This is a genomic window from Pseudomonas sp. YuFO20, assembly GCF_035064975.1.
Classification (GTDB): Bacteria; Pseudomonadota; Gammaproteobacteria; order Pseudomonadales; family Pseudomonadaceae; genus Aquipseudomonas; species Aquipseudomonas putida_AE.
Window position 1 is genome coordinate 1 of sequence record NZ_JAXDEO010000093.1, and the last position, 16,795, is coordinate 16,795.

The 16,795-nt window shown below is 57.7% G+C and carries 15 protein-coding genes and 1 pseudogene; 5 read left to right on the forward strand and 11 right to left on the reverse strand.

Annotation, left to right across the window (positions count from 1 at the left end):
* Window positions 1–81: 81 nt before the first annotated feature.
* From argR to acs, 7 genes are all read right to left on the reverse strand, one after another.
* A complete protein-coding gene (gene argR / locus SOP85_RS29345) occupies window positions 82–1,062 on the reverse strand; it encodes a transcriptional regulator ArgR (protein ID WP_323629177.1) in 981 nt (326 codons plus the stop codon).
* A 200-nt stretch (window positions 1,063–1,262) separates the two neighbouring features.
* Window positions 1,263–2,027: an ABC transporter ATP-binding protein gene (locus SOP85_RS29350; protein WP_034151461.1), complete on the reverse strand. Its 765-nt coding sequence runs from the start codon at window positions 2,025–2,027 to the stop codon at window positions 1,263–1,265.
* A gap of 27 nt (window positions 2,028–2,054) precedes the next feature.
* Window positions 2,055–3,167 carry a M14 family metallopeptidase gene (locus tag SOP85_RS29355; protein WP_323629178.1) on the reverse strand — a complete coding sequence of 371 codons (1,113 nt, stop codon included), beginning with the start codon at window positions 3,165–3,167 and terminating at the stop codon, window positions 2,055–2,057.
* 1 nt (window position 3,168) lies between these two features.
* Entirely contained in the window at window positions 3,169–3,867 is a 699-nt protein-coding gene (locus SOP85_RS29360; protein ID WP_274077889.1) for an ABC transporter permease, read from the reverse strand.
* Window positions 3,864–4,553 (reverse strand): ABC transporter permease, encoded by a 690-nt coding sequence (locus SOP85_RS29365; RefSeq protein ID WP_274077888.1) that lies wholly within the window; start codon window positions 4,551–4,553, stop codon window positions 3,864–3,866. The genes SOP85_RS29360 and SOP85_RS29365 overlap by 4 nt, the downstream gene beginning before the upstream one ends.
* Window positions 4,554–4,636: 83 nt before the next feature.
* Window positions 4,637–5,413 (reverse strand): ABC transporter substrate-binding protein, encoded by a 777-nt coding sequence (locus SOP85_RS29370; protein WP_274077887.1) that lies wholly within the window; start codon window positions 5,411–5,413, stop codon window positions 4,637–4,639.
* 689 nt (window positions 5,414–6,102) lie between these two features.
* Window positions 6,103–8,058 carry an acetate--CoA ligase gene (gene acs, locus SOP85_RS29375; protein WP_274077886.1) on the reverse strand — a complete coding sequence of 652 codons (1,956 nt, stop codon included), beginning with the start codon at window positions 8,056–8,058 and terminating at the stop codon, window positions 6,103–6,105.
* Between the two features lie 415 nt (window positions 8,059–8,473).
* Between acs and SOP85_RS29380 the strand changes: the two genes are divergently transcribed.
* From SOP85_RS29380 to SOP85_RS29400, 5 genes and pseudogenes are all read left to right on the forward strand, one after another.
* Window positions 8,474–8,737, forward strand: a complete 264-nt coding sequence (locus SOP85_RS29380) for a DUF2790 domain-containing protein (RefSeq protein ID WP_274077885.1) — start codon at window positions 8,474–8,476, stop codon at window positions 8,735–8,737.
* Between the two features lie 540 nt (window positions 8,738–9,277).
* Entirely contained in the window at window positions 9,278–10,525 is a 1,248-nt protein-coding gene (locus SOP85_RS29385; RefSeq protein WP_075945352.1) for a ribonucleotide-diphosphate reductase subunit beta, read from the forward strand.
* A gap of 387 nt (window positions 10,526–10,912) precedes the next feature.
* A complete protein-coding gene (locus SOP85_RS29390) occupies window positions 10,913–11,452 on the forward strand; it encodes a BRO-N domain-containing protein (RefSeq protein ID WP_323629179.1) in 540 nt (179 codons plus the stop codon).
* A gap of 101 nt (window positions 11,453–11,553) precedes the next feature.
* Complete coding sequence (locus tag SOP85_RS29395) at window positions 11,554–12,267, forward strand: HNH endonuclease (protein ID WP_274077883.1); 714 nt, start codon at window positions 11,554–11,556, stop codon at window positions 12,265–12,267.
* 53 nt (window positions 12,268–12,320) lie between these two features.
* Window positions 12,321–12,698, forward strand: a pseudogene (locus SOP85_RS29400) (BRO-N domain-containing protein); the annotation flags it as partial.
* 104 nt (window positions 12,699–12,802) lie between these two features.
* On the opposite strand, the gene SOP85_RS29405 reads toward SOP85_RS29400, so the two are convergent.
* The 4 genes from SOP85_RS29405 to SOP85_RS29420 form a co-directional block, all read right to left on the reverse strand.
* The gene (locus SOP85_RS29405) at window positions 12,803–13,507 is read right to left on the reverse strand and encodes a DUF6933 domain-containing protein (RefSeq protein ID WP_323609285.1); all 705 of its coding nucleotides are present in this window, start codon (window positions 13,505–13,507) and stop codon (window positions 12,803–12,805) included.
* 107 nt (window positions 13,508–13,614) lie between these two features.
* A complete protein-coding gene (locus tag SOP85_RS29410; RefSeq protein ID WP_323629183.1) occupies window positions 13,615–14,751 on the reverse strand; it encodes a hypothetical protein in 1,137 nt (378 codons plus the stop codon).
* A 195-nt stretch (window positions 14,752–14,946) separates the two neighbouring features.
* On the reverse strand, window positions 14,947–15,327 hold the full coding sequence (locus SOP85_RS29415) for a hypothetical protein (RefSeq protein ID WP_323629180.1): 381 nt from the start codon (window positions 15,325–15,327) through the stop codon (window positions 14,947–14,949).
* Window positions 15,324–16,739 (reverse strand): PAAR domain-containing protein, encoded by a 1,416-nt coding sequence (locus SOP85_RS29420; RefSeq protein ID WP_323629181.1) that lies wholly within the window; start codon window positions 16,737–16,739, stop codon window positions 15,324–15,326. The genes SOP85_RS29415 and SOP85_RS29420 overlap by 4 nt, the downstream gene beginning before the upstream one ends.
* Window positions 16,740–16,795 lie beyond the last annotated feature (56 nt).

Genomic DNA, 16,795 nt, shown 5'->3' on the forward strand with positions numbered 1-16,795 from the left:
GCGATCTTTTGATCTTGATTTTGAAGATCAAAAGATCGCAGCCTGCGGCAGCTCCTACAGGGGATGGTGCTGGCGCTGGGGTTAACCGCGTTCGGAGGGTACCGACGACAATTCGAACGGGCTGCTGCTGCGCCGCTGGTTGCGATCTTCGCGCGGCGTGGCGCCGAAGAAATTGCGGTAGGCGCTGGAGAAATGCGGCCCCGAGGAGAAGCCACAGGACAGGCCGATCTGGATGATCGACTTGCTGGTCTGCATCAACATCTGCCGGGCCTTGTTCAGGCGCAGTTCCAGATAGTACTGGCTCGGCACGCGGTTGAGGTATTGCTTGAAGATCCGCTCCAATTGCCGACGGGACACGCACACATGCTGGGCGATTTCGTCGGTGGTCAGCGGTTCTTCGATATTGGCCTCCATCAGCAACACCGCCTGGGTGAGCTTGGGATGGCTGGAGCCGAGGCGGTTCTGCAGTGGAATGCGCTGGCGCTCACCGCCCTCGCGAATACGCTCGACCACCAGCTCTTCCGACACCGCACCGGCCAGTTCGGCGCCGTGATCGCGGGCCAGTACCGCCAGCAGCAAGTCCAGCACCGACATGCCGCCACACGCAGTCAGGCGATCGCGATCCCAATCGAACAGATGGCTGGTGGCGATGACTTTCGGAAAGCGCTCGGCGAAATCATCCTGCCAGCGCCAGTGCACGGCGGCGCGGTAACCGTCGAGCAAGCCCAGTTGCGCCAACGGATAAACACCGGCCGACAGCCCGCCGATCACGCAACCGGCACGCACCAGCTGCTTGAGCGCACTGCTCAACGCCGGCGCGAGACTGGTCGGCGGCTCGTCAGCGAGCAGGAACAGTTTCTGGAAGTTTTCCAGCTTGCCGGTCCAGGCTTCACCGGGCAATTGCCAGGCGCTTTCGCTCGGTGGTTCGGCCTGCAGGAAGGACAGTTCGTAGACCACGTCCGGGTGCACACGCTGGGCAACTCGCAAGGCCTCCTCAGCCAGCGCCAGCGTCAGTGCTTTAGTGCTGGGCCAAATCAGGAAACCAATTCGATGGGCAGTCATGGTGGGCAATCCGAAGCGAAAAACAGTGATGAAGGCATGGGCCAATGCTAGCCCGTAAATGAACGCAAATCACAAAACCTACACAGATCCCTGTAGGAGCTGTCGAGTGAAACGAGGCTGCGATCTTTTGACGTGAACAATCAACATCAAAAGATCGCAGCCTTCGGCAGCTCCTACAAGGTACACAACGGCAGCCTTGATTATTTCAAGCTGCCGGACAGGAATTGTTGCAAGCGCTCGGACTGTGGATTAACCAGCACCTCACGCGGGTTGCCGCTCTCTTCGACCACACCTTTGTGCAGGAACACCAACTGGTTCGACACTTCACGGGCGAAGCCCATTTCGTGGGTCACCACGACCATGGTCCGGCCTTCCTGGGCCAGGGCCTGCATGACTTTCAGCACGTCGCCAACCAGCTCCGGGTCGAGTGCCGAGGTCGGTTCGTCGAACAGCATCACCTCAGGCTCCATCGCCAGGGCACGGGCAATCGCCACGCGCTGCTGCTCGCCGCCGGACATGTGGCCCGGGTAGGCATCCTTGCGATGCGCCACGCCAACCTTGTTCAGGTAGTGCTCGGCTTTCTCGCGGGCCTCGGCCTTGGACACGCCCAGTACATGCACCGGCGCTTCCATGATGTTTTCCAGTGCGGTCATGTGCGACCACAGGTTGAAATGCTGGAACACCATCGACAGGCGCGAACGCATGCGTTGCAGCTGTTTCGGGTCGGCAGCTTTCATCGCGCCGTCTTTGTTCGCCACCAGCTTCAGCTCTTCGTTGTTGAGCAGGATCCTGCCCGCGTGCGGCTGCTCCAGCAGGTTGATGCAGCGCAGGAAGGTACTTTTGCCGGAGCCACTGGAGCCGATGATGCTGATCACATCGCCAGCCGCCGCCTTCAGGGACACGCCCTTGAGCACTTCGTGACTGCCATAGCGTTTATGCAGGTCTTGGACTTCAAGCTTGTACATGCGGTCGGTTCTCACAAAAACAGTCAGTCAGTCGTTGAGCAAGCGCCCGTGACGCAGCGCTTCGCGCCCCGCCACCTTGGCCAGCCAGAAACCGGGTTGGGCGTAACGCAGCCGTTCAATGGCAAACAGCACCCCGGACGTACCAGCACACACCGTGCTGACCCGATCCGCCAGCGGATCGATCACTTCGAAAATCTCGTCACCCGCCTCAACCCATTCACCGGGCTGGCGCAGGAAACTCACCACACCAGGGTGCGGCGCGAACAGTAATTCGGTGCCTTCGAACGGCAGGCCTTCGCAGGCTTCCTGAGCAGGTTGCGGCCAGTCACCGCTGATCAACCCCTGCTCGGCGAGGAACGCCAGAATGCCTTCGGCGTAAGCCTCGGTCTCAGCGCGACCGGTGTCGGCCTGACCGCCCAGTTCCAGGGTAGTCGCCAGGCACGCCAAGGGAATTTGCGCATCCGGGAACAGACGCGACAAGCGCAACCACGGCAGCGAACAGGCTTCGTCGAAGGAGCTGCCGCCGGAGTCTTCCGCCAGCAAGCCAACCCGAACATTCAGGTGCGCGGCCAGCGAACGCCACTGCGGCCAGTGCTGCGGCAAGGCGTACATGTGCAGCGCCGCTTCGGCATCGCAATGCAGGTCCAGCACCACATCGGCAGTGCAGGCATGGCTGAGCAGGATGCGCTGCATGCCCTGCAACTGGCTGCTGGCCGGTGGCAGTGCGGCCAGATGATCGCTCATTGCCTGACGGATCAACTGGATATTGGCGTGCGGGTCATCGCCCAGATGGCCGGCAAGCTCAGCGGCCACTGGCGCGCTCAGCTCGACGAAATCGCGGTTGAAATTCTTGCCGCTGCCCGCCTCGAAACGCCCTTGATGATTACCCTGCAGCAACTGACCGAGCCCCAGTGGATTGGCCACCGGCACCAGCTCGATCACGCCGTTGAGCAAGCCCTGGGCTTCGAGTTCAGCCAGGCGCTTTTTCAGTGCCCAGGCGGTGCGCATGCCCGGCAGCTCATCGGCGTGCAGGCTGGCCTGGATGTAGGCCTTGCGCTCGCCCTGGCCAAAACGGAACACCGAAATCTGGCGTTCGCTGCCCAGGTGACTCCACGGCAAAACATGATCGATGCGTTCCATATCAGTGCTTCCGCGGGGCCAGGTAGCCCAGCCAGCGGCGCTCGGCCATCTTGAACAGCTTCACCAGGATGAAGGTCAGGCACAGGTAGAACACGCCGGCGGTGATGTACGCCTCGAACGGCAGGTAGTACTGGGCGTTGACCGTGCGCGCGGCACCGGTGATGTCGATCAGGGTCACGATGGACGCCAGACTCGTGGTCTGCAGCATCATGATCACTTCGTTGCTGTACTGCGGCAGTGCCCGGCGCAGGGCCGATGGCAGCAGGATGCGCTTGTACATCTTGAAGCGTGACATGCCCATGGCCTTGGCCGCTTCAATCTCGCCGTTCGGCGTGGCACGCAGGCTGCCGGCGATGATTTCGGCGGTGTAGGCGCTGGTGTTGATGGCAAACGCCAGGCAGGCACAGAAGGTCGCGCTGGACAACCACGGCCAGAGGAAACTTTCACGCACCGCTTCGAACTGCGCCAGACCGTAGTAGATCAAAAACAGCTGCACCAGCATCGGCGTACCGCGGATCACGTAGGTGTAGAGCCAGGCCGACATGTTGACGACCGGGTTCTTCGACACGCGCATCAGGCCCAGCGGCAGCGCACACAACAGGCCGAAAAACAGCGACAGCGCGAGCAATTTAAGGGTGGTCACCAGGCCGCCGAAGTACAGCGGCAAGGCCTCCCAGATGACGTTGTAGTCGAAGATCATAGCTCAGCCGCCCTTACGCCTACCGAGTAGCGCTTCTCGAGGTGACGCAATGCCAGCAACGAGACACTGGTGATCACCAGGTACATCGCCGCCACTGCGAGGAAGAAGGTGAATGGCTCGCGGGTAGCATCTGCCGCCTGCTTGGCCTTGAACATCATGTCTTGCAGGCCGACCACCGAAATCAGCGCGGTGGCCTTGGTCAGCACCAGCCAGTTGTTGGTGAAACCCGGAATCGCCAGGCGAATCATCTGCGGCACCAATACCCGGAAGAACACCTGGAAGCTGCTCATGCCGTAGGCCATGCCCGCCTCAGCCTGCCCCTTGGGGATCGCCATGAACGCGCCACGGAAGGTTTCCGACAGGTACGCACCGAAGATAAAGCCCAGGGTGCCGATACCGGCGGCCAGGGGATTGAGGTCGATGTAGTCGTCAAAACCGAGCAGCGGCGCGACGCGGTTGAGCAGGTCCTGGCCGCCGTAGAAAATAAGCAGGATCAGCACCAGGTCGGGAATGCCGCGGATCACCGTGGAATACAGGTCGCCCAGCCAGGCCAGCCAGCGCACCGGCGACAGACGCAGTGCCACGCCGATCAGGCCCAGGACAATGGCCAGGGCCATGGACGACAAGGCGAGCTGAAGCGTCAGCCAAGCGCCATCGAGGATGACAGCCCCGTAGCCTTTCAACATGATTCAGGTCCTCGAAAGTTGGGATGAAAAAATGGCGCAAACCTCAGAAAACCTGCTGCTTGCGCCATTTCGGACTTGTCGTGTTACTTGCCGTAAATATCGAAGGCGAAGTACTTGTCCTGGATTTGCTTGTACTTGCCGTTGTCGCGGATGGCCGTGATCGCGGTGTTGATCTTGTCTTTCAGCGCGTCACCCTTGCGAACCGCGATACCTACGCCGTCGCCGAAGTACTTGACGTCGGTGAACGCAGGACCGACGAACGCGAAACCTTTACCGGCGTCGGTTTTCAGGAAACCGTCATCCAGCAGCGTAGCGTCTGCCACGGTGCCGTCGAGGCGGCCGGCGGCCACGTCGAGGTAAATTTCGTTCTGCGAACCGTATGGCTTGATCTCGGCACCCAGCGGGGCCAGGACTTCGCGGGCGAAACGCTCGTGGATCGAACCACGCTGCACGCCGATGTTCTTGCCCTTGAGCTCGGCCAGGCCTTCGCTGACCTGAGTGCCTTCCTTCATGACCAGGCGAGCCGGGGTGTTGTAGTACTTGTTGGTGAAGTCCACGGACTTCTTGCGGTCTTCAGTGATCGACATGGACGACAGGATCGCGTCGATCTTGCGCACTTTCAGTGCCGGGATCAGGCCGTCGAACTCTTGCTCGACCCACACGCACTTGACCTTCATCTCTTCGCACAGGGCGTTACCGATGTCGTAGTCGAAACCGACGATGCTGCCGTCCGGCGCTTTCGAAGCGAACGGAGGGTAAGCCGCTTCGATACCGATCTTCAGGGGTTTTTCATCGGCGAAGGTTGGCAGGGACAGCACGCAGGACATTGCCAGGGCGCCAAGCAGCACGAGTTTCTTCATCTTGGGACTCCATCGGTAAAGGGCTAAAACGGCAGAGTGAGCGACAGCCCAATATGCGAATGAGTGGAACCGGAAAGCGTTGCTGCGTCCTGGGATGCGGGTGTTTAAATTCAACACAGGCAACGACGAGCGAGTGATCGGCATTCTAACGACAGGCCCGGAGCCGATATTTCTTCAATGCGACAACTAGTTACAGATGCACCGAGAAAGCCGTTCGAGCACGTTGACAGCCCTGCAAATTCATGCGAGAGCAAAAGACGGTAAACCGATCTGTATTGCAAGTTGCGGGCCTATTATTGGCAAAGCCTTCTTATCCGGCAAGCGCAGCGTGGCTTCTTATTTTTTGCGGGAGCATCCGAGGGGCCTTGGCGTTTCCCAATACCCCGAATCGGCGCATGGCGGTTACACATTCAGTAACCTGAAAAGTCGCAGGTAACAGTAGGAAACATCCCACAGGGGAAGCCGATAATTATTGGCTGTTGTTTATGCGGTGGCTGTTCTGGCCCCTTCGCGAGCAAGCCCGCTCCCACAGGTTTCCATGGTGTGACACAGATCGCGAACACTCCATAGCCCCTGTAGGAGCGGCCTTGCCCGCGAAGAGGCCCGCACAGCCACCACAAAAACTCCAGGCAACAAAAAGCCCCACCAGGCTCAACACCTGGCAGGGCTTCGATGACGCTGAACGCTACTTAAGCAACATTCATCGTCCTGTGCGTATCAATCAAATGCTGCACCACACCCGGATCCGCCAGGGTGGAAATATCCCCCAACGCATCGTATTCCGCCGTCGCAATCTTGCGCAGAATCCGCCGCATGATCTTGCCCGAGCGAGTCTTCGGCAGCCCCGGCGCCCACTGGATCACATCCGGCGAAGCAATCGGACCGATCTCCTTGCGCACCCAGTTCTTCAGCTCCAGGCGCAGTTGCTCGCTCGGCTCCTCACCATTTTTCAAGGTGACATAGACATAGATGCCCTGCCCCTTGATGTCGTGCGGCACGCCAACCACCGCCGCTTCAGCGACTTTCGGGTGGGCGACCATCGCGCTTTCGATCTCGGCGGTGCCCATGCGGTGACCGGACACGTTGAGCACGTCATCCACGCGGCCAGTGATCCAGTAGTAACCATCGGCATCGCGACGGGCGCCGTCACCGGTGAAGTACATGCCACGGAAGGTCTTGAAGTAGGTGTCGACGAAACGGTCGTGATCGCCATACAGGGTACGCGCCTGGCCTGGCCACGAATCGAGAATCACCAGGTTGCCCTCGGCCTCGCCTTCGATGATGTTGCCCAGGTTATCCACCAACGCCGGCACCACGCCGAAGAACGGACGCGCCGCGGAACCCGGCTTCAAGCCATGGGCGCCTGGCAGCGGGCTCATCAGGGTCGCGCCGGTCTCGGTCTGCCACCAGGTGTCGACGATCGGGCAACGGGATTGGCCGACATTCTTGTAGTACCAGTCCCAGGCTTCCGGGTTGATCGGCTCGCCCACCGAGCCCAGCAGGCGCAGGCTGCTGCCATCGGCGCCTTCAACGGCAGCCGTACCCGCGGCCATCATGGCGCGAATGGCGGTCGGGGCGGTGTAGAGGATGTTGACCTTGTGCTTGTCGACGATCTTCGCCACCCGGGTGATGTCCGGATAGTTCGGCACGCCTTCGAACAACAGCGTGGTCGCGCCATTGGCCAGCGGACCATAGACGATGTAAGTGTGGCCGGTGACCCAGCCGACGTCGGCGGTGCACCAGTAGACTTCACCCGGACGGTAGTCGAACACGCGCTCGTGGGTCATGGCCGCGTACAACAGGTAGCCGCCGGTGGTGTGCTGGACGCCCTTCGGCTTGCCGGTGGAGCCGGAGGTGTAGAGGATGAACAGCGCCTCTTCAGCACCCATCTCTTTAGGTGCGCAAACGGTGCCCGCCACTTTCATCAGGTCTTCGTACCAGATGTCGCGGTGCTGGTTCCACTTGATGTTGCCACCGGTGCGCTGGCACACGATGACTTTCTGGATGCTGCTGGTTTCCGGGTTGGTCAGGGCGTCGTCAACGTTGGCCTTGAGCGGAATCTTCTTGCCGGCACGAATGCCTTCGTCGGCGGTGATCACCACTTTCGACTTGCAGTCGATGATGCGACCAGCCAGGGCCTCCGGCGAGAAACCACCGAACACCACCGAGTGAATCGCGCCGATCCGGGTACAGGCCAGCATGGCGACCACGGCTTCGGGGATCATCGGCATATAGATGGTCACCACATCGCCGCGGTGCACGTCCTGGCCACGCAGGGCGTTGGCGAACTTGCAGACTTGTTCGTGCAGCTCGCGGTAGGTGATGTTGCGGCTTTCGGAAGGGTCATCGCCTTCCCAGATGATCGCGACCTGATCGCCGCGCTCGGCCAGATGACGGTCCAGGCAGTTGTAGGAAACGTTCAAGGTGCCGTCGGCGAACCACTTGATGTCGACGTGGTGATCGTCGAAGGAGGTCTGTTTCACCGTGGTGAAAGGCTTGATCCAGTCGAGGCGCTTGGCCTGCTCGCGCCAGAATCCGTCCGGGTTGACGACCGACTGCTGGTACATGGCCTTGTAGGTCGCCTCGTCAGTCAGCGTGTTGGCCAGAACCTCGGGACGAACGGGATACAGGGAAGCCGCACTCATCTTTCTTACCTCGGTGGAATAGTTGTTTTTGTATGACCCTGTTGTAGCCCGGGCGGGGCCTATAGAACCATTCGACGATGGTAGTAACAAGCCCACACCAAATGTCCTGATACCCGCACGAATCCCACACAACCCCTGTGGGAGCGAGCCTGCTCGCGATAAACCTGAGCACACCACGGGGCGTCAGACAAAGGCTATCCACCGATTGTTACAAAATCCGTCAAAGGTGTTTATCAAAACCACGCCTATATGAATGCCACCCCCACGCCTAAAATTCTCTCCGCCAACCGGCAAACTGAGTTAACCAAGTTACAGCCCCCACGAAGGCAGTTAACCCAACCCCAAGTAGCCCGATCCACACGCAACCCCAAAAAGGTTGCGTGACCCCACTCGACTTGAAAAAGGTAAACACTAGATGAAAGCTTTATTGGTTCTGGCCCTCAGCAGCCTGTGCGCAACCGCCATGGCAGACGAGGCCCAGACTGATGTCGCGCAGCAACAACCGGCCATCGAGGATTACACTTACTCGATGGACCTGGACATCGCCAAAGTTATTTCAATGAGCGAAGTCCCCAATGTGTGTGAAGTTGTCCCGGCAAAAATGGAATATGACGACTCCAAAGGCCAGCGCCATATCCTGCGCTACAGCGTCATGGGTAACGGCTGCTCCAGCGGCTGATCTGACTGCGCCGAATCCGGCCTCTCCAGCGCTTCGCTGAAGGTCGATTCCAGCCCGGCTCGCGCCGGGCTCAGTTGTGTCTTAACTGGTCAAAAATCGCCCACAAACACAAGATGTAGTAAAAAAGCCCCTTTTCTGCTCACTTTTTGAGCAAAACCCATTCCCCGCCATTTCCGCGAAAAAAAATCTTCACCCGCCAAAGCCCTGTAAACCCTCGCTCCGACCGAAAAACCTGCCCTCTTGACCGCTCCATGCGCGGATTCGCCCCACCACGACCGTGAAAATTTCCCTATAATGCGGCCTTAAACGGGCCTGCAATATCCCCTTACAGGGATGAATAGCCAGTCTGAAGCCCCGCAACGGCATTCGATGCCGATTGCGCCCATCAGTGGCTCTCGGAACCCCGTACAAATTTATGTTTATTTGCCTGCGTGTACCGCTGCAAAAAACGCTATCCAACGCGGCCAGCACCGCCGTGTGAAAAACCAACCGATCATTTTCACACGGGCACACTGGCCCTCACGCAGGAGACGACACGTCATGCTGAGCTGGGACGAATTCGACAAAGAAGACACGGAAGTAGCAGTCAAGAGCGCCAACGCTGGCCATGCCACCGAAGCCAACATGGACCGTCTCGACAGCGCCGGCGGTGCCGCCGCCCTCGAAGCCCGTGCCGTGACCGCCGCTGACTCTGCCGCCGTTGCCCGCGCCAAAGCCGCCCTGGATTCCCTCGACGTCGCCGAAGGCCTCGCCGAACTCGAAGGCGCCTCCGCCCGTGTCGCTGTCGATGAAAAGCGCATGATCAACTGCCGTGCCGACCTAAACCAGCTCGTACCTTTCAAGTACGACTGGGCCTGGCAGAAGTACCTGGACGGCTGCGCAAACCACTGGATGCCGCAAGAAGTCAACATGACCGCCGACATCGCCCTCTGGAAAAACCCGGAAGGCCTGACCGACGACGAGCGCCGCATCGTGATGCGCAACCTCGGCTTCTTCTCCACCGCCGACTCCCTGGTTGCCAACAACCTGGTCCTGGCCGTGTACCGCCTGATCACCAACCCGGAATGCCGCCAGTACATCCTGCGCCAGGCGTTCGAAGAGGCGATCCACACCCACGCCTACCAGTACTGCATCGAATCGCTGGCCATGGATGAAGGCGAGATCTTCAACATGTACCACGAGATCCCATCGGTCGCGAAAAAAGCCACCTGGGGCCTGAAATACACCCGTTCGATCTCCGATCCGAAGTTCGAAACCGGCACCGTCGAAACCGACAAAGAGTTGCTGCGCAACCTGATCGCCTACTACTGCGTCCTGGAAGGCATCTTCTTCTACTGCGGCTTCACCCAGATCCTCTCCATGGGCCGGCGCAACAAAATGACCGGCGTCGCCGAGCAGTTCCAATACATCCTGCGCGACGAATCCATGCACCTGAACTTCGGCATCGACGTGATCAACCAGATCAAAATCGAAAACCCACATTTGTGGGATGCTGAAATGAAGGAAGAAGCGACCCAGATGATTCTGCAAGGTACTCAGCTGGAAATCGAATACGCTCGTGACACCATGCCTCGTGGGGTACTGGGCATGAATGCGGCGATGATGGAGGACTATCTGAAGTTCATCGCTAACCGTCGTCTGTCGCAGATCGGTTTGAAGGAAGAGTATCCAGGGACGACTAACCCGTTCCCTTGGATGAGCGAGATCATGGACTTGAAGAAAGAGAAGAATTTCTTTGAGACTCGCGTAATCGAGTACCAAACCGGTGGTGCGCTTAGCTGGGATTGATTCCTTGGCAAGCCACGATTTAGCGACTTGAATCGCCAAATCGAACATCTAAAAGCCCCGATCTGATCGGGGCTTTTTATTGACAGTAGGAAAACTCCTACCCGCTTACTCAGCAGTCGCAAAACCTCCTACAGCAATTCCAGATACATCCGCATTGATGACCATTCAAAGCGACTTTAATCTCTGCTGCAGGTGCCTAAGAAACGCCCAACGTAGAAGCTAACCTCATCACACAGAACGCATGCTGCTACCAGCATGTAAGCGCATTCGTGTGTGGACGAACAGCTTCGTTGGGATTCTTAAGTCCTCTACGTTGGGCTCCGGCCCTCTTCAAATTCAAACGTAGAGGTAATGGAAATGCCTGCACAAACTCCACACCGATCGGTAATGACCGATCCTCTCAGATCAACAGTCTTCCACCGCCATAACCTCCCACTCCACGCCCTCCTCCTTGAAAACCAACCATGGTTCTGTGCCCGCGATATCGGCCGCTTGATGGGGTTCCACTTGAGTGAGCGCATGCTCAACAAACTGGACAAAGACCAGCACCGCACATTGTGGATTGAGCATTACCACCAAACGCAAAAACAACTGATGCTCAGTGAGTCCGGTGTGTATGCGCTGTTGGTGTATCACTACGCACCCGGAAATCGGTTGTTGCGCGAATGGCTAACCCATCAGGTCGTACCGGCCCTACGAGATGCTGATCAATCGAAGAACTCGGATCGGCCGATGTTGAGCTTGTTGGACTGGCCGGAAATGTCGTTGAGTCTGTTGCATTGGCAGGATGAAGGTTGGATTCGGCTGCGCGACATGCCTTACCTGCTGCACGACCACACGCAGCAGCGAGTAACTGTCGCTAAGCCTTGGTGGCGGAGAGTCGCGCAGGTGTTTGAGTCACCGAAGCATTCGATGACGCGCTTGTAGGACCTTCCTCAAGATCTGTCGCTATTTCTTGTAGGAAATTTCGTAGACAGTCGTAGTGGCCACTCAGTATCGTCCGAGGGTTTTCACCCCTCGGCGATTGTATGAGCGAAAAGATAAAAGACAGCGACTGGAGCGTTTCTGAAATCAAGGCCGCGGTGGATGCCTATCTTAAGATGCTCGCGCTGGAGCTAAGCGGTCAGAAATTCGTGAAGACTGAAGTGAATCTTGCTCTACGCGAAACAGCTTTACCCACCCGCACCAAAGGCTCCGTCGAATTCCGGATGCAGAACATCTCTACGGTTCTGATGAAGATGGATCGGGAGTTCATCAAGGGATACAAGCCTGCCAAGAATGTTGGCTCGAATGTTGAACAGCTAATTCAGGTCGCGCTCACCGAACGAGGCGTTCAGTCTGGCGCCCCCAACGCTCCGACAGCTGATGAGCAAACCCTAGAGCGTCGTGCTGCTGCGCTTCAAAAGCTAAAGATCAAGGAGCCGCCAAAAGGCATTAAGAAACCGAAACGAGCGGCGAGCTCAAGCACAGTTTTTGTCCGTGACCCCGAGGTGCGAGCGTGGGTGCGAAATGAAGCCGAAGGACGATGCGATGGCTGTGGCGAACCTGCCCCATTTCAAAAGCTTGGGTTGCCTTATCTAGAAGTTCACCACGTTAAGCCGCTCGCCGAAAAAGGCTCGGATCAAGTCACCAACGCCGTAGCGCTGTGCCCAAACTGCCATCGTCGCTGTCACCATTCGAGCGACAGTGAGGAGTTCACCGCTTCGCTTTATAAGAAGGTCAGACGGTTGATTCCTGAGTAATCGAACTCTGTGTCGGGACCGCTTACCGACTCAGCGAAGTCCAAAGTAACTGCATGACCAGAAAGCTTGATGCGGACCAGAGACAAATGATGCTCATTGACCTCTATGGTGCCGCGAAAGAGCGTTTGATGGTGAGTGAGTCAGGGGTGTATGCGTTGTTGATTTACCACTACTGCCCCGAGAACAGATTGTTGCGAGAGTGGCTAACGCATCAGGTCGTGCCTGCGCTGCGTGATGCACGGCCATCGCGAATGGTGGAGCGTCCAACGCTGAGCATGCTCGATTGGCCCAAGATGTCGCTCTGTATGTTGCATTGGCAGGATGAACCGTGGATTCGTTTGCGGGATATGCCATGTGTGTTGGCGAATGATCCTTTTAATAGGCGTGAATCCTGGTGGCGGAAAGCAACACGGGTCATGCGCGGATTCTGATTGTGTGCTCCCCGATCCTGAGTTGATGAAGCTGGCCGACAGCCTGTTGGCCAATTTCCAAGAGCCCGAGGATCTGATCGGCAAAAGGTCTGGGAGTGTCTGCACTATTGCAATGGCTCGAACGCTTGCCGAAGCTTATCTTCCAGCGCCCATATCTCCCGCTTCACTTCCATGCGCCGCTCACGGGCGGCTTGAATGCGAGCCTCATCAAGGCCGCCGTAGCGGCGTAACCAATGAACGATCATTTCCTCATCAGGGTAGTAATAGTCCTTCTGGCCTTTACTGCTTCGCGGCGTGTCGTTCATATCGCTGTCGAAGCGTCCAGCGGCGAATTCATCCGGGGGCAACGTACCCCATTCGGCGGCGCAATCCTCGAATATCCAGGCAATTTCATTGAGGTGTTTTTGCGCACCGCGATGCCCGCGTTTGTAGAACACGTACTCGCGGCAACTCTCCTGGAAGCGCTCCATCATCGGCTCATCATCGACCCAGCGAAGGATGTCGTGCTGGCCCGCATGGTGGATCAGGCCGTGTATCCAACGCTCGGCAAAACGATCGACGAAACCTTCGACATCCGCTTTTTTTGCCTCCGCGAAAATCATGCAATACCGGGTTTTCACATGGATGACGAACAGCACATGTTTACGTTGAACGGTGATGGCGTGGACCAGCCACTGTTCGGCTGACACGTCAGGCGTATCGTCCTCAATAATGAGCGACGGCGGTTTCTCCACCGGGGTGATTTTCTTGCCCTTGTGGACACGGCTGAAAAAGTTGCTGGCGGCTTCGGTGCAATTGAAGATCAACATCCTGGTTCTCTGGTAGAAGGTGGCGATAGCGGTTGTCAGTCCTGCCGCACGATCTCGTCAGCCCATTCACTTCATTGTGCGGGAAGCGCCGGGGGTTGGCGTGACGGCTAGCCTTTGGGCAATTGCAGTTTAGCTGCACCACGGTGCTGGTTGACCAGCGAGTACGGCAGCACCGGCCAATCAGGGTTATCGCAATTACGTTGGTAACGGGCGAAGTAAGCTCCCAGATAAATCCCCTTCGGCGTGAAGTGCCAGTTGGAATAACCCCAGACGCTTTCATCGGTGTAATCGCAGTCGCCATCGTCTTCAGCGGGCTTCTTCATTTCATCCGGATACAGTGCGGTGAATTGCTTGACCAGCCACGGCGCCATGACTTTCATCTGATCGTATTCGGTGTTCGCGCTATCGGCTTCACCGATCCACAGCACATCTTTGAGTTTCAGCAACTCACCGGTGTGGACGTCCAGATTGATCGGAGAGCTTCCGAAGTCCGGATGGGCGCCGCCGCAGCTGTAACCGGTGGAGATATCCAGGCTGACCACGTCGGGCGAGAGAAACTTCGGGGCAGCACCTTGATCGAACTCCGCATATTCCCCGCCATCCATCATGCAGCGGTGATAGTCAATGACTTCAGTCCAGAGCCGACCGAACAGGTGGTTGTTGATGCGCTGCTGCTGTTCTTTCGTGTAGCCGGACTCTACGCTGAACAGCGAAATCTTCGACTGAGGCTCTGTCCACCATTGCAGGTCGTAGCCCATGAAGTTTTCTTTCTTCCCCGGTTTGAGCTTGAGCCCCAGTAAGCGCAAATACTCGTAGGGATCGTCCTTCGGCAAGGTGGCTATAAACGGCAGCGTCGTTGAAGTCGGCGCAGGAAGTTTCGCCTCAGTCAGTTGTACCGGCAGCTTCTTGCCCTCGGGATTTTGCCACTCACCCTGCCAGCCATCGGCGGTGGATTTCAGCTTTAAGGATGGCAGCGGTTTGTCGTCACCATAGCGGTTGTTGCCTTCAACAAGGTTCAACGTGCTTTCTTGCAACGAGCCGCTGAGCGCCAAGTCGCGGTGATACTTCTCATAGAAGTAGCGGCCGCTGACTTCGTCTTGCTGTGTGGAGTTGAGCTCCACCACAATCGGCATCTTGCCCAGCGTACCGGTGAACACGCGCCGGCCATCATCGGCTTGCGCGGTAGAAATCAATGTGAACAGCGCCGCAGCGTATGGCGCCAGGCGCAACAGTCCCTTGAGCATGGATCGATCCCTGGATGAGTCGGAGGTTGCGCCGGAGTTTGGCTTCCGGCGCTGGAAAATTCGGGGCGATTTTTTATAAAAAATGTCACCAGCGCTCGCACTGGCTACACCACAATAAGTCGTTCCGCCCATGCCCCACCAACTATCGCGGTTGCTACACCACCTATACATGCTGGGGCTGGCATATCCATCAAGTTAATCAAATTTTACCAAAAAGCATGCAATCACCAGCCAAACTGCACCACCAACCAGTATCACGGCATCAATCTGCAGAAGACGTTTGAGATATGGAGGAAAGTTTTCAATATCGACAGGGTCCAATTCACCGATGCGGATTGACGCTTTTGGCATTATTACCACTCCGGTAATTTTAGTCACTAAGAGAAAGCCCCCAAACCAACCCTGATTCCGCAGCCCTGGCCCCCAAATATTGATACAGCGACTGTTCTTCAGCGCCTCCATCATGGCATCCAGGTGACGCCTCAAGTATAGGGCGTACGCAAAACTCATGAATCCCAGCAGTATTGGCCCGCCATTGACAATCAAAACCGCCCAGGCAGGCCAACTGCTCATCATGGCTGCATGGCCTCATACAGTGCTTCGCCGAATACTTCCCCAACTTCACCACCATCGGTTGAACCCACCCAAGCCGCAACACCTACCAATGTAGCGACGCAGACAACCCCTCCAATACCGGTAGTGACTCCAAGTGCCAGGCAAATCGGACCACTGCTAGCGAGGCCTATCCGTGCGCCCAAAATACCACCACCGGTGGACCCGACAAATTTCCCCCCTTCAGTAAACTTAACCTTCTTGCATGCAGCTCCAGAATCGCCAACACAAACCTCCTGAATGGCCAACAGCGAAGAAACCCCGCCGATACCAATGCCGATGTAACCACCAGTGCCCATATACTTGGCAGCTCTACTGATTGCATTCACATGGGTCGCATAACCTGGTATCTGGCCCGGCGCACCGGCCTTGTCCCAGTGATGCACCAAACTTCGACTGGAAATGCCAAGGGCCGTCTTCAATTTTGGGTGATCACCCAAGGTCGTCTGGCCGCGAAGGCGAGTGGAGTTCAGCAGGTGGGCATCCAGCTGGGCGAGCAGGCGCTGGCGTTCGGCGAAGAACTGCGGCGACTTTAGGTGGCCATGTTGGCGATAGGTTTCCTGATGCAGGCGTTCCATGGCTTGCAGGGTGTCGCGCAGTCGGCTCAGGTGTTTCTCCATTACCGCCGCGCTGACGCCAAGCACGGTAGAAGTGTCGCCGGTAAAACTGGCGATTTCAGCGCCGTGGCGAAACATGAACTCCGCTTCATCTGGCGTCAGAGGGTCGAGGGCCGCCTTGACCTGTTGCGCGGCCTGCATCAACTGCGCTTCCTGGTAAGTGCAGGAGCTGTTGTACGGATCGCTCAGCACGATCATCGAGCCGGCTTTGACGTCGCCCAGGTTGGGGTTCAGTAGTTTGAATTTGCCCATCACCGCCGGGTCACGCAGGGTGAACAAGTCGGCTTCGAGCTGTTCGCGGCTGGTGCTTTTGGGCACGATGTAGAAGCCCGGTTCCTGCGCCGCTGCATTGCCCAAGGGCACTGGCTTGGGAGTGTTCGACGCGGACGCGAAACCGGCTGATCGTGGCGCTGCCGGATTGCCGGCGAGAGGTGTAGTCGGTTGGGATGCGGCCCTTGTGGTCTGGGGCGCAGCACTGTGGCTCGATTCATACGTGGCGTTGAACACCGACGGGATCAACCTGGCTCTGCACGGGCAGGTGCTGTAGCTGTCCAGCGAGCCCGCCACGATCCTGCCATGACTGTTGATGTAAGTGACGCCTCCCACGATTTTGTAGGTTTCGTCGTTTTTCCCGCAGGAAACGCGGTCGCCTTCACGAGCATGGGCGATGCCAAACATCATGACGCGTGTGTCGGCTTCCAACACCTTGCCGCCGCAAGTGGTCTCGTCACCCAGGCGAATGAAATGTCCTTTGGCCATTGCTGATCTCCCTCTCTGCTGGCGCCCCAGTCATGGAAAGCGCACCACTGTTAACC

Coding starts and splice junctions, on each gene's coding strand:
- SOP85_RS29420 (WP_323629181.1), bottom strand. CDS start 16,739: ATGGCCAAAGGACATTTCATTCGCCTGGGTGACGAGACCACTTGCGGC.
- SOP85_RS29370 (WP_274077887.1), bottom strand. CDS start 5,413: ATGAAGAAACTCGTGCTGCTTGGCGCCCTGGCAATGTCCTGCGTGCTG.
- argR (WP_323629177.1), bottom strand. CDS start 1,062: ATGACTGCCCATCGAATTGGTTTCCTGATTTGGCCCAGCACTAAAGCA.
- SOP85_RS29410 (WP_323629183.1), bottom strand. CDS start 14,751: ATGCTCAAGGGACTGTTGCGCCTGGCGCCATACGCTGCGGCGCTGTTC.
- SOP85_RS29385 (WP_075945352.1), top strand. CDS start 9,278: ATGCTGAGCTGGGACGAATTCGACAAAGAAGACACGGAAGTAGCAGTC.
- SOP85_RS29415 (WP_323629180.1), bottom strand. CDS start 15,327: ATGATGAGCAGTTGGCCTGCCTGGGCGGTTTTGATTGTCAATGGCGGG.
- acs (WP_274077886.1), bottom strand. CDS start 8,058: ATGAGTGCGGCTTCCCTGTATCCCGTTCGTCCCGAGGTTCTGGCCAAC.
- SOP85_RS29395 (WP_274077883.1), top strand. CDS start 11,554: ATGAGCGAAAAGATAAAAGACAGCGACTGGAGCGTTTCTGAAATCAAG.
- SOP85_RS29405 (WP_323609285.1), bottom strand. CDS start 13,507: ATGTTGATCTTCAATTGCACCGAAGCCGCCAGCAACTTTTTCAGCCGT.
- SOP85_RS29380 (WP_274077885.1), top strand. CDS start 8,474: ATGAAAGCTTTATTGGTTCTGGCCCTCAGCAGCCTGTGCGCAACCGCC.
- SOP85_RS29355 (WP_323629178.1), bottom strand. CDS start 3,167: ATGGAACGCATCGATCATGTTTTGCCGTGGAGTCACCTGGGCAGCGAA.
- SOP85_RS29390 (WP_323629179.1), top strand. CDS start 10,913: ATGACCGATCCTCTCAGATCAACAGTCTTCCACCGCCATAACCTCCCA.
- SOP85_RS29360 (WP_274077889.1), bottom strand. CDS start 3,867: ATGATCTTCGACTACAACGTCATCTGGGAGGCCTTGCCGCTGTACTTC.
- SOP85_RS29365 (WP_274077888.1), bottom strand. CDS start 4,553: ATGTTGAAAGGCTACGGGGCTGTCATCCTCGATGGCGCTTGGCTGACG.
- SOP85_RS29350 (WP_034151461.1), bottom strand. CDS start 2,027: ATGTACAAGCTTGAAGTCCAAGACCTGCATAAACGCTATGGCAGTCAC.